This is a genomic window from Rhodoplanes sp. P11 (assembly GCF_964266735.1).
Lineage (GTDB): Bacteria > Pseudomonadota > Alphaproteobacteria > Rhizobiales > Xanthobacteraceae > Rhodoplanes > Rhodoplanes serenus.
Genome location: NZ_CAXWGY010000001.1, coordinates 829,303 through 841,213, shown reverse-complemented (window position 1 = coordinate 841,213; position 11,911 = coordinate 829,303). Strand labels below are relative to the sequence as shown.

Here is an 11,911-nt window from a genome sequence, read left to right as displayed (position 1 = left end):
CCCCGACCGCTCCGCCGCATCTCCCCGGCAGGGCCGTGGAGGGATTACTGGGCGTACCAGCCGCCATCCATGTTGATGGCGGTGCCACGAAGCTGCGAGGCGGCGTCCGAGCACATGAACACCGCGAGCTCACCGAGCTGCGCCGGCGTCACGAACTGCTTGGACGGCTGCTTCTCGGTGAGCAGCCGGCGGCCGGCCTCGGTATTGTCGATCTTGTCGCGCTCGGCCCAGGCGTCGATCTGCTTCTGAACCAGCGGGGTGAGCACCCAGCCGGGGCAGATGGCGTTGCAGGTGACGCCGGTCTCGGCGTTCTCCAGCGCCACCACCTTGGTGAGGCCGACGAGGCCGTGCTTGGCCGACACATAGGCGGCCTTGTTGACCGAGGCGACGAGGCCGTGCACCGAGGCGATGTTGATGATGCGGCCCCAGTTGCGCTCCTTCATTTGCGGCACCGCCGCCTTGATGGCGTAGAACGCGGCCGACAGATTGATCGCCAGCACCAGCTCCCACTTGTCGTCCGGGAAGTCCTGCACCGGCGACACAACCTGGATGCCGGCATTGTTGACCAGGATGTCGACCTTGCCGAGCTCCTTGGTGGCGGCCTCGATCAGGCCCTTGGTCTCCGCCGGCTTCGACAGGTCGGCGCCATTGTAGGCGGTGCGCACCCCGAACTCGGCCGCGATGCCGGTCCGGATCTTCTCGATCTCGGCGGCGTCGCCGAAGCCGTTCAGCATGATGTCGGCGCCCTTCGCGGCCAGCGCCCGCGCCACGCCGAGACCGATGCCGCTGGTCGACCCAGTGACGACGGCGACCTTACCTTTCAACATGAGACTCTCCCTGCTCCAGTGTCACGACCGGCGGACGCGCCGCCCGCCGATGATCCGGTCGCCGTCGCGGGAGCACCCCGTCGATCCCGCGCGATCGGACCGCGACGAAGCCGTGCGGCCGAAGCCGCACGGCGGGGCCGGCCCTAGACGAGGCCGGTCAGATAGTAGAGGGCGATCACCACGAACACGCTGCCGGTCTTGATCACCGTGATGGCGAAGATGTCCTTGTAGGACTGCCGGTGAGTCAGGCCGGTGACATTGAGCAGCGTGATCACGGCGCCGTTGTGCGGCAGCGTATCCATGCCGCCGGACGCCATCGAGGCGACCCGGTGCAACACCTCGAGCGGGATCTGCGCGGCGTTCGCCATGGCGACGAACTGGTCGGCCATCGCAGCGAGCGCGATCGACATGCCGCCCGACGCCGAGCCGGTGATGCCGGCCAGCACCGTCACCGAGATGGCGATATTGACCAGCGGGTTGGGGATCGCGGTCAGCGCGTCGCGGATGAAGATGAAGCCCGGCAGCGCCGCGATGACGGCGCCGAAGCCGTACTCGGAGGCGGTGTTGAGCGAGGCGAGCAGCGAGCCCGCGACGGCCTGCTGGCTGCCGGCCGCGAATTTCGCGGTGACGGCCTTCCAGGCAAAGGCGAGCACCATCAGGATACCGATGATCAGGGCGCCCTCGACGGCCCAGATGGCGGCGACCGACGCAGTCTGCTGGATCACCTTGGAGCCGCCCGGGATCAACGCGACCTCGACGGTGGCCGGATAGAGCCGCTTGATCAGGTCGGTGAAGATGAAGTTCATCACCAGCACGATGACCAGCGGCGACATCGCGATGATCGGGTTCGGCAGCTTCTCGGCGGCGATCGGCTCAGGCTCGTTGATGTGGCCGGTGCCGTAGCCCTCGCCCGCCTTCAGGGCGGAGCGGCGGCGCCACTCCAGATACAGCAGGCCCACCGTGAGGATGAACAGGCCCCCGAAGGTGCCGAGAACGGGCGCCGCCCAGGTCGTGGTCTTGAAGAAGGTGGTCGGAATAATGTTCTGGATCTGCGGCGTGCCGGGGAACGAATCCATCGTCGCCGTGAAAGCGCCGAGCGCGATGGTGCCCGGAATCAGGCGTTTCGGAATGTCGCTCTGCCGGAACATCTCGGCGGCGAACGGATAGACCGCGAACACCACCACGAACAGCGACACGCCGCCATAGGTAAGCAGGCAGCATACCGCGACGATCGACACCATGGCGCGCTCACGGCCGATCAGACCGATCACCGCCGTGACGATCGAGCGTGAGAAGCCCGACAGCTCGATGACCTTGCCGAACACCGCGCCGAGCAAGAACACCGGGAAGTACAGCTTCACGAAGATGACCATCCGCTCCATGAAGAGGCCGGTGAAGATCGGCGGAACGGCGGCTGGATCGGTGAGCAGCACCGCGCCCATCGCAGCCACTGGCGCGAAGAGGATCACGCTGTAGCCGCGATACGCGACGAACATCAGGAACGCGAGCGCTCCGATACAGATCAGGAAATTCATAGACGTGCACCCCCGAGACTTTGGAAACGTGCTGGCGCGCGGGAGATTTTTACTTGAGGAGAGTTGCGCCTCTACTGTGCGCGGCAGGACATTTGAGCGTGAGAGCTGAAGCCTTGCCGACGACCGACGACAAGGTGAACGTTTTCGAAGTGGTCAGCCTGTAGGCGCGGCCTCCTGCCGCAGCGTTGACTTTTGTCAAACGCTCCTGACCTAGGTAATAGGACTATTACGTGCAAATACGACTTGGGTTCGACAGCATTGCAATCTTTTCGAGTGGCCCGAGTTGCCGGCCGGCTGTCACACAGCCCTGAATGATCGGGTGCACTGCAACAAGACGACACGCGAGCTATCTCGTTTCATACAAAAGAACAGGTATAAGAACGAGCGGCACGGCGACACGGTCTCACGTCGACTCGACCATCTCGCCATCGGCCTCTTCACATCGGCCATCCTCACATCGACCGTCCTCATATTGACCATCTTGGCGTCGACCATCTTGGCGTCGACCATTTTGACGTCGACCATTCTGACATCGACGGTCTTCACATCGACGATGAATGTGACCCGGTTGCCCGATTCTGGTTAGCTCGACTCTGGCTCGCCCAATTCTGGTTAGCCCGGCTCCGGTTCGTCGCCGAGGTCCGTGACGGCGACGTGATCCCGGTCGGTGACGGGACATCACCACGCCATCACATCACGCGCCCGAACGCCGCCCGATGCGGCGGAATGCGCAACAACGAGGTCCCTGTCATCACTCTGTCATGCGTGACGCAGGCACCGGGCCGACCATCGCGGCGGGCATCAGGGCGTCACAATCGCCGAACAGGCGCCTCGCCGGCGACCGTGCGGCATCGGATCGCGTCACGCGGTTCTCGCCACATGGTGACGGGACGTAGCTCTACGATTCAGGTGTACTACCGATGCGGCGTTCGCGCCGCCGCAGCATAAGGACACACGTCTGTTCCGGACCCGGACCGGCGGCGACTCTGGCCGCTCCCCGACGAACCACGAGTGTCCTCATGAAACCTCACCTGAAACCGGAAGAAGCGGTCAAGCTCATCCCCGATGGCGCCCGTCTCATGATCGGCGGCTTCATGGGCGTCGGATCGCCCCATCGGCTGCTCGAAGCCCTGGCCCAGTCCGGCAAGCGCAATCTCACCGTCATCGCCAACGACACCGCCCGTCCGGGCGTCGACATCGGCAAGCTGATCCGCGCCGGCGCGGTGTCCAAGCTGGTCGCCTCCCATATCGGCCTCAATCCCGAGACCCAGAAAGCGATGATCGCCGGTCAGATCGAGGTCGAGCTGGTGCCCCAGGGCACGCTGGTCGAGCGCATTCGCGCCGGCGGCTACGGCCTCGGCGGCGTGCTGACCAAGACCGGCCTCGGCACCATCGCGGCGGAAGGCCAGCAGGTGGTCGAGATCGACGGCGAGAAGTGGCTGCTGGCCAAGCCCCTCAAGGCCGATTTCGCGCTGATCGCCGCCGATCAGGCCGACTACAGCGGCAACCTCCAGTACCAGCTCACCGCCACCAACTTCAATCCGATCATGGCGCTCGCCGCCGAGACGGTGATCTGCGAGCCGCGCGAGATTCTCCCCGTGGGCATGATCTCTCCCGACGTCGTCAAGACGCCGGGCGTCGTGGTCGACTACCTGATCGAGAGGGCCGCCTGATGAAACCCGAAGAGATCATCCAGCGCCGCGTCGCCCGCGAGCTGAAGCCCAACAGCCTGGTCAATCTCGGCATCGGCCTGCCGACCGGCGTCGCCAAGTTCATCGACGAGCATGCCAACGTGCTGTTCGAGTCGGAGAACGGCATCGTCGGGCTGGCCGCCAAGCCGCCGGAGGGCATGGACGATCCCGACCTCACCGATGCCGGCGGTGGCACCGTCTCGGCGGTGCCCGGAGCCGCCACCATCGACAGCGCCTATTCGTTCGGCCTGATCCGCGGCGGCCATCTCGACGCCACCGTGCTGGGCGCCCTCGAGGTGGACGAGAACGGCCTGCTCGCCAATTGGGTGGTGCCCGGCAAGATGGTGCCCGGCATGGGCGGCGCCATGGATCTCGTCACCGGCGCTCGCCGGGTGATCGTGGCGATGAACCACACCGCCAAGGGCGCGCCCAAGATCGTGCCGAAGTGCACCCTGCCGCTCACCTCGATCCGGCGCATCAGCCTGATCGTCACCGATCTCGCCGTCATCGAGCCCACCGACGACGGGCTGGTGCTGCGCGAGCGGGCGCCGGGCGTCACGATCGAGCAGATCGTCGCGGCCACCAGCGCCAAGCTGATCATTCCGGATGACGTGCCGGAGATGGATCTCGGGGTTGCCGCCTGACGGCACGCCCTGCGACAGGTGAACAGGAACCCGCGGGAGCCCCTCCCCGCGGGTTTTCTGTTTCGGCCCCGATACGCGGCACACCCCGCGCATCCATCCTGCTTGGTCACGCGCGGGCTCGACCCGCGCGTCCATCACGATCGGACGAGTGTCGTCGCGTGATCGATGAACCGCCGGGTCGAGCCCGGCGGTGACGAGAGGAGAGGCCGAGCCCGGCGATGACGACGACCGGGCGTGGCGTCACGCCGTCGGCGCGGCCGCCGTGGTCCAGCCGACCGCATCGGCGCCCTTGAGGCCGAGGATCTGCCGCGCCTCGGCCGGAGTCGCGACCGGGATGCTCAGCGCCTGCGCGATGGCGACGACGCGCTCCACCTGCTCGGCGCTGGACTTGGCGAGCTGCTTGGGCGCGAGATAGAGATTGTCCTCGAGCCCGACCCGGACATTGCCACCCATGCCCATGGCGGTCGCCATCATGGGCAGCTGCGCGCGCCCGGCCGCCGACAGCGACCAGGTGAAGGTCTTCTCGCCGAGCATGCGGCAGGCGGACTCGTAGAGGAACACCAGGTTCCCCACCGTCGCCGGCATGCCGCCGAGGATGCCGAGCACGAACTGAACATGCACGGGCGGGGTCAGTACGCCGGTGCCGATCAGGAACTGGATGTTGCCCAGCATGCCGGCATCGTAGACTTCGAGCTCCGGCTTGGTGCGGGCCTCGGCCATGAACGTCGCGAACTCGCGCAGCGTCTTGAACGTGTTGGGGAAGATCCAGTCTTCCGTGGCTTCGAGAAAGGGAATCTCCCAGTCGAACTTCGGCTCCTTGATCTTGGCGGCGAGCGGATGCAGCGCGAAGTTCATCGAGCCGGTGTTGAGCGACGCCAGCTCCGGCTTCAGCAGCATCACCGAGCGGGCGCGCTCCGCCACCGTCATCTCTTTCGAGCCGCCGGTGGTGATGCAGATCGGCGCATCGGTCTCGGCGCTGATGCGGCGGACGATCTCCTCGTAGAGCTTCGGATCGGCGCTCGGCTTGCCGGTCTGCGGATCGCGGGCGTGGACATGCACGAGGGCGGCACCGGCCCGCACGGCCTTCACGGCATCGGCCGCGATCTCGGCGGGCGTCACCGGCAGGTAGGGCGACAGGCTCGGCGTGTGCACCGATCCGGTCACCGCGGCGGTGATGACGAGTTTGGACATGACAACTCCTGAGGGTTCGGGGGATCGACGGTGATTCGGCGGCACAGAGCATTTTCCGGCGAGGTGGACGCCGGCTCGCCGTGGAAAATGCGACCACGCAAAGACTCCTGGAGCGGAGTCCGATCCAGTTGGATCGGATTCCGCTCTGGACGCGGCCGCGCCCCATCCCGCGGACGGGACGGGGCGGGAGGAGAGCCGTACCGTCGCCGCGTCAGGCGTCCAGGATCGCGACGGCGCGCGTCCAGCCGGCGGAGGCGCCGCGGATCTTCGCCGGGAAGCAGGCGACGGTGAAGCCAGTCGGCGGCAGCAGCTCGAGATTATGCAGCTTCTCGATGTGGCAATAGCCGACCTCGCGACCGGACTTGTGGCCCTCCCAGATCAGGCCGGCGTTCTTGGTCTCCGCATATTTCTTGGCCGTGTAGACGAACGGCGCATCCCAGCTCCAGGCGTCGGTGCCGGTCACCCGCACGCCGCGCTCGGTGAGATAGAGGGTCGCATCGCGGCCCATGCCGCAGCCGGCCGCCACGTAGCCTTCGCGCCCGTAACACTCGCCCGCGCGGGTGTTGACGACGACGATCTCCAGCGGCTTCAGCGTATGGCCGATGCGCTTCAGCTCGGCCTCGACGTCGCCGGCGGTCGCCACGTAGCCGTCCGGGAAATGGCGGAAGTCGAGCTTCACGCCGGGCTGGAAGCACCAGTCGAGCGGCACCTCGTCGATGGTGATGGCGCGCTCGCCGCGGCTCATGGTCGAGGCGAAGTGATAAGGCGCGTCGAGATGCGTGCCGTTGTGGGTGGTGATCTGCACCCATTCGATCGCCCAGGCTTCGCCGTCGGGCAGGTCCTCGGCCTTCAGGCCGGGGAAGAACGGCAGCAGCTCGTCGGTGGTGTCCTTGTGATTGCGGTAGGTGATCTTCGGCTCGTAGACGGGCGGATCGGCGAGGGTGCCGTTTTCGAAGTAGATGGAAAGGTCGATGATCTTGCGCATGATGGTCTCCAATTCCAGACCCGGCCGCCGGCGCGCGCCGTCGCTGGTCGGGTCCGCTCGAGGGGGTCCCCGCGCCCGCCGACTGCGGACGCGGGGTGCGGGGCGGGCGGGAAGATCAGCCCCGCGGTGAAGCGGCCGCCGCCGGCTGCGTCGCCGGCCGTTCGGTGCTCGGCAGGAAGGCCGTCAGGATGGCGGCGAGCAGGAACGGGATGGCGCAGAGCAGGATGCTGGTCTGCAACGAGGTCGCCGTCGCGATGCCGCCGAGGATGAACGGCGCGAAGGCCGAGATGCCGCGCCCGACGTTGAAGCAGAAGCCCGAACCGGTGGTGCGGATACGAGTCGGGAACAGCTCGCCGTAGTACGAGCCCATCAGGCCGACGAAGGCCATGAAGAACGCATAGGCCGGCCCCATCCACAGCAGCGTGGCGTGGTTCTCGGTCATCGCATACACGGCGAGCATCACGGCCGAGCCGGCGAGCGACAGGAGCAGCGCATTGCGCTTGCCGATGAAGTCGGCGATCCAGCCGAACACGTTGTAGCCGAAGAACATGCCGACGCTGAGGATGGTCATGAACATGCCCATGTCGGCGACCGACAGGCCCCGCTCCTTGACCAGATAGGTCGGCAGCCAGGTCGTGGTGCCCCAATAGGCGGTCAGCGCGAAGGCCGAGATCAGGGTCGCCAGGATGGTGTTCTTGGCGAGACCCGGCGCGAAGATCTCCTTCACCGACACCTTCTCGGCGGTCTTGCCCTCGCCGCGCTGACGGGCGTCACGCTGCGCCTTCCAGGCTTCCGACTCCGGCACGAAGAAGTAGACATACACGGCGACGATCAGCGCGATGCCGGCAGTGAGGAACAGCGCCCGCCATCCCCACATCGGGATGATCTTGCCGGCCAGGAACGAGGCGAGGCCGACGCCGACCGGGAACGAGCTCATCACGAAGGCGGCGGCGCGGCCGCGCTGCTCGGTCGGCCAGGTCTCGGCGATGTAGGCGGCGATCACGCCCCACAGGCCGCCGAGGCCGAGGCCGGCCAGGAAGCGCAGGATCAGGATCTCCAGCCAGGTGCTGGTGAAGGCGATCGCCATGGTCAGAATGCTGAAGCTGATGATCGACCACAGCATCGCCTTGCGGCGGCCGTAGTTGTCGGCGTACCAGCCCATCACGACGCTGGAGATGCCGACGCCGATCAGAGTCGCGGTGGCGAGCAGGCCCGCCTCCGACCGCGACAGGCCGAGATCCGCCATGATCGGCTGGAACGCCATGGCCAGCAGCACGAGATCCATGGCATCGAACGTGTAGCCGGCGAACCCGCCAGCCAGGACACGCCATTTGGTGTTGTCGTTCTTCATGCTCGAACACCCAGGGTTCTTGAACGATCGTCGCGACGGGAGCCGGGCGACCGGGCGAATGTCCGGCGTCGCCCTCCGCGTGCGGCGCGAAGGGCGTCGGGCTGGCCGTCGCGGCGATCCGGGGATCGTGGTTTCGCCGCATCGCCACGTTAGACTGTACGTACGTACAGTATATCCGGACAAGTACGATGGCCACTGCATGGAGCGCGTGGAAGACCTGCGGGAACGGCGGGACAGAAAGAATGACCTACGATGCGACGGCTCACGCACCGAGGAGCCGAGCGACGGGCACCGCCGCCTCGGCGACCGCGGATTTCGCGGGAATGGACGACGGCGGGATCAGAACCACGATGCCGTCATCGTCGATGCGCGATCGCGGCGGTGCGGTTTCACCGCGAGACACCGACGTGCAGCGACGTGGCCCGCACGACGCGCCTGCCGACATCGCGGGCGTGTCCGCCCGACGCGACGTCCGGCATCGCCCGCCAGTACCGCCAGCACCGATCCGTCGCGAGTCTGGTCCGGAATTCGGGTCCACGGGTGGACAGTGCAGCCGGCGCGCGAGTAAAGTGATGATCAGGACGAGTCGAGGTCGATCGAGACGGACCATCGCGGTCGAGCGCCAGTTCCTTCAGCGCAAGCTTCATTCCCGCGAGCCCGCATGACCACCGCCGCATCCCGGAGAAAACCGAGAGCACCGACGTCCGGCACGGCGGACGCCGAGCCGACGCGCCGCGCTCGCATCATCGCGGCAGCCGAGAAGCTTTTTGCGCTCGAGGGTTTCCACGGTGCGTCCATGCGCAACATCGCCGATGCGGCGGGCGTCGGGCTGTCCGTGGTGGTCTATCATTTCGAGACCAAGCAGAACCTCTATCGCGCGGTGTTCGCCCAGCACCAGAAGCTGTTCGCGGAACGTCTGACCGAGCTGCGCACCATCGACGTCTCGGGGCCCGACGCCATCGAGCGCATCGCCACCGCCTTCGTGATGCCGGTGATGCGCCTGCAAGCGCGGCCGGAGGGAAAGTACTACCCGCTGCTGACGGTCCGCGAGGCATCCGACCCACAGGAGAAGTCGCGCGGCATCCTGCGCGACTATTACGATCCGATGGCGCGCGAGTTCATCGCGGCGCTCCAGCGCGCCCTCCCCGACAAGTCGCCCGAGTATCTGCACTGGGCCTATCTGTTCGCGGTCGGCGCGCTGGTCATGAACTTCTTCGACGAGCGCATGTCGCGCCTGTCGAAGCACCGCTACAAGCCCGGCGACATCCCCACCAAGGCGCGCTTCCTGGTGCGCTTCATCGCGGCCGGCATCCGCGCCGGCCCCGATGTCGATGCCGAGGCGTGAACGCCGGCCCCGCTCGCCGCAGCGCAGCTACTTGAACGTCGCCTTCACCTCCACCGGCAGACCGGCGAGCCCTTCGTAGCGGGCCGTCACGGTGCGGCCGGGCGCCGGCGGCGACAGCGGCGAGAAGCTGCCGAGGCTGAGCACATCCCCGGCCTTCAGGGTGATGCCGGCTCGGCCGAGGTCCTCCACCAGCCACGCCACCGCATCGAGCGGATGGCCGAGGATCGCGGTGCCGGGGCTCCTGGCGATCTCGCGCCCGCTGTCGTCCGAGAGCACCACCGTCATCTTGGCGAGGCGGTCGGCGAAGTCCTGGCTCGCCTCCACCGGGATCGGCGTGCCGGTGACGCCGAGCCGCGCCCCGACGTTGATGGCGGTGAGCACGCCGCCATCCATGTGGGCGCCCTTGGCGAGCACCAGATCCGGCAGCTCCAGGAACGGCACGACGGATTCCAGGTGGCGCAGGATCTCGACATGCCCCTTGGCACCGTGGATGCCGGGGTCCTTCACCGTGACGATCAGGTCGGACTCGAACAAGGGCGCCGCCCCGAAGGCCGGGTCGACGGTGGCGCCGTCCTTGAGGATCATGCCGGCGAGCAGCGTGCCGCGCACCGGATGCGGCACGCCGAACCGCTGCTGCACGGCCGTGTTGGTGAGCCCAGCCTTGTAGCCGACCACCGGCCCGAGCGAGGCTTTCAGCATCCCGACGAGCTTCTCTTGGGCGCACAGGCCGTCGGCGACCGACAGGCCGGGACCGTAGCTCTCGGCCGGCTGGCGCGCCGCGATCTTCTCGGCCAGCGCCGCCACCGCCTGGTCGGACGGGCAATCGGCCCGCGCCGGCGCCATCCCGGCGAGCAGACTGGCGGCCGCGAGGACGACGGCAGTCGCGAGCGGACGGGCGGCGGTGGCAGCGGCCAGACGATGCGGCATGAGGGCTCCTCCGGTTGGTATCCGGAGCGTAGCAAACACGGCCTGCGTGTCGAGCGCGCTCGCCTCGTCCCGCCGGACTGGTGGGGACGGAGCGCCGCCCTACCGCTCGCCCTCGCCCGGCGTCAGGCCGTAGGGGGCGACGAGGTCCCACACATGGCGCGGCACCATGTGGCGCAGCCGCTTCGGCCGCTCGCGGCGCAGATGCAGCACGGTCTCGATCGCCTTCATCTCCAGCCGGGCGCGGGCGAACTCCAGGCCGCGCGGGCCGATCCGCGGCATCAGCCAGCCGACCAGCGGGCGCAGGAAATCCGGGGTGCCGCGCACCGGCAGACCGCCGGCGGCCCGCTCGGTGTTCTTCATGAAGCCCTTCACCGGGGCGCGCCGCTTGCCGCCGGTGCCGGGCGGGGCGAGCCGCACCTCGTCGCCGAGCAGGTCCAGGATCTCCTCGCCGCGCGCGTTGCGCACCAGCAGCCACTGCTCCCCCTCGCCGCCCATGTAGCCGACCGTGATGTCGGCGAGCACATTGGTGTAGTCGACGCAGGTCCGGCAGGTGAGCGGGAAGAAGTCGCGCGGCAGCTTGGACAGCGGCAGCATCAGGAACGGGATGCGCTTGTGCCGACCGTCCGAGAAGCGCAGCTCGACATGATAGTCGGCGCGGAACTCCAGATACGTGATGGTCGACGGATCGTCGGCCAGGAGCGCCAGGAACTCGTGGAAGCGCTCCGTCGTGGTGTTGTCGGAGCACGGCGTGCCGATCACATAGAGCCGCTCGAAGCCGAGTTCCTGCTCCAGCGCCCGTAGCGCGTAGACCTGGCACGGGATGCCGACCACCGCGAGGCGGCGGAAGCCCTGGCGGCGCGCCGGCTCCAGCAGCGCCAGCAGCGGCGCGTAGCCCATCCGCATGCCGCGGCACTGCGCCATGCCCTCGGGCCGGGTCACCAGCACTGGGCGCGGCCGCCACATGTCGTCGGGGTCGGGCGCCATCGCCAGCACGGCATCGACCGCGCCGGTCTCCAAGAGCCGCTCGCCGAGCCGCGTCACGATGCCGGTCCACTGGGCGCCGGGCCGCGGCTCCTTCAGGGCGGCGCGCAGCATCCGGCGGAACGGGCCGAAGAACAGCTCGTCGGGCCGCTCCGGGTCGCGGGCGCGGCCGTGGACGGCCTGCTCCATCGCCGGATAGTCGGGCTTGAGGAACTGGCAGGCATGGCCGCAGCGGCCGGGATCGGCGGTGCGGGAGAGGCCGCAGTCGGTGCACAGGTCGCGGCGCACCGCCGGCCCCACGGGGGCGGCCCAGACGGGCGGCACGGTTTCGGCTTCTGTGGTCAAGGGCGCATTCCGCTCGAGCGCGCCGATGGCGCGGCGGCCGTCGTGGCCGCGCCCCATTGTTAAGTCGGCTTGACACCGCGGCCAAGCGG

General features: G+C 67.9%; 10 protein-coding genes. 3 read left to right on the top strand and 7 right to left on the bottom strand.

The genetic code is table 11. From position 1 onward, the window contains the following. Nucleotides 1-44 precede the first annotated feature (44 nt). Nucleotides 45-827 carry a 3-hydroxybutyrate dehydrogenase gene (locus ACFQUV_RS03770; RefSeq protein WP_129610523.1) on the bottom strand — a complete coding sequence of 261 codons (783 nt, stop codon included), beginning with the start codon at nucleotides 825-827 and terminating at the stop codon, nucleotides 45-47. A 143-nt stretch (nucleotides 828-970) separates the two neighbouring features. Then, entirely contained in the window at nucleotides 971-2,362 is a 1,392-nt protein-coding gene (locus ACFQUV_RS03765) for a GntP family permease (RefSeq protein ID WP_111385656.1), read from the bottom strand. Nucleotides 2,363-3,381: 1,019 nt separating this feature from the next. On the opposite strand from ACFQUV_RS03765, the gene ACFQUV_RS03760 reads away from it, so the two are divergent. Continuing rightward, the gene (locus ACFQUV_RS03760) at nucleotides 3,382-4,035 is read left to right on the top strand and encodes a CoA transferase subunit A (protein WP_111385654.1); all 654 of its coding nucleotides are present in this window, start codon (nucleotides 3,382-3,384) and stop codon (nucleotides 4,033-4,035) included. Beyond that, a complete protein-coding gene (locus tag ACFQUV_RS03755) occupies nucleotides 4,035-4,697 on the top strand; it encodes a 3-oxoacid CoA-transferase subunit B (protein ID WP_111385653.1) in 663 nt (220 codons plus the stop codon). The genes ACFQUV_RS03760 and ACFQUV_RS03755 overlap by 1 nt, the downstream gene beginning before the upstream one ends. 240 nt (nucleotides 4,698-4,937) lie before the next feature. On the opposite strand, the gene ACFQUV_RS03750 is transcribed toward ACFQUV_RS03755, so the two are convergent. From ACFQUV_RS03750 to ACFQUV_RS03740, 3 genes are all read right to left on the bottom strand, one after another. Then, nucleotides 4,938-5,888: a 3-keto-5-aminohexanoate cleavage protein gene (locus ACFQUV_RS03750; protein ID WP_111385652.1), complete on the bottom strand. Its 951-nt coding sequence runs from the start codon at nucleotides 5,886-5,888 to the stop codon at nucleotides 4,938-4,940. A gap of 211 nt (nucleotides 5,889-6,099) precedes the next feature. Then, on the bottom strand, nucleotides 6,100-6,876 hold the full coding sequence (locus ACFQUV_RS03745; protein WP_129610604.1) for a cyclase family protein: 777 nt from the start codon (nucleotides 6,874-6,876) through the stop codon (nucleotides 6,100-6,102). 112 nt (nucleotides 6,877-6,988) lie between these two features. Then, nucleotides 6,989-8,224: an MFS transporter gene (locus ACFQUV_RS03740; RefSeq protein WP_129611114.1), complete on the bottom strand. Its 1,236-nt coding sequence runs from the start codon at nucleotides 8,222-8,224 to the stop codon at nucleotides 6,989-6,991. Nucleotides 8,225-8,885: 661 nt separating this feature from the next. Here ACFQUV_RS03740 and ACFQUV_RS03735 point away from each other — a divergent pair. After that, nucleotides 8,886-9,569: a TetR/AcrR family transcriptional regulator gene (locus ACFQUV_RS03735; RefSeq protein ID WP_111387659.1), complete on the top strand. Its 684-nt coding sequence runs from the start codon at nucleotides 8,886-8,888 to the stop codon at nucleotides 9,567-9,569. 27 nt (nucleotides 9,570-9,596) lie between these two features. Here the strand turns inward: ACFQUV_RS03735 and ACFQUV_RS03730 are convergent, their stop codons facing one another. Together ACFQUV_RS03730 and ACFQUV_RS03725 are read right to left on the bottom strand one after the other, a co-directional pair. Beyond that, nucleotides 9,597-10,496: a 2-keto-4-pentenoate hydratase gene (locus tag ACFQUV_RS03730; protein WP_129611115.1), complete on the bottom strand. Its 900-nt coding sequence runs from the start codon at nucleotides 10,494-10,496 to the stop codon at nucleotides 9,597-9,599. 99 nt (nucleotides 10,497-10,595) lie between these two features. Continuing rightward, nucleotides 10,596-11,801: a Coenzyme F420 hydrogenase/dehydrogenase, beta subunit C-terminal domain gene (locus tag ACFQUV_RS03725; RefSeq protein WP_371851741.1), complete on the bottom strand. Its 1,206-nt coding sequence runs from the start codon at nucleotides 11,799-11,801 to the stop codon at nucleotides 10,596-10,598. Nucleotides 11,802-11,911 lie beyond the last annotated feature (110 nt).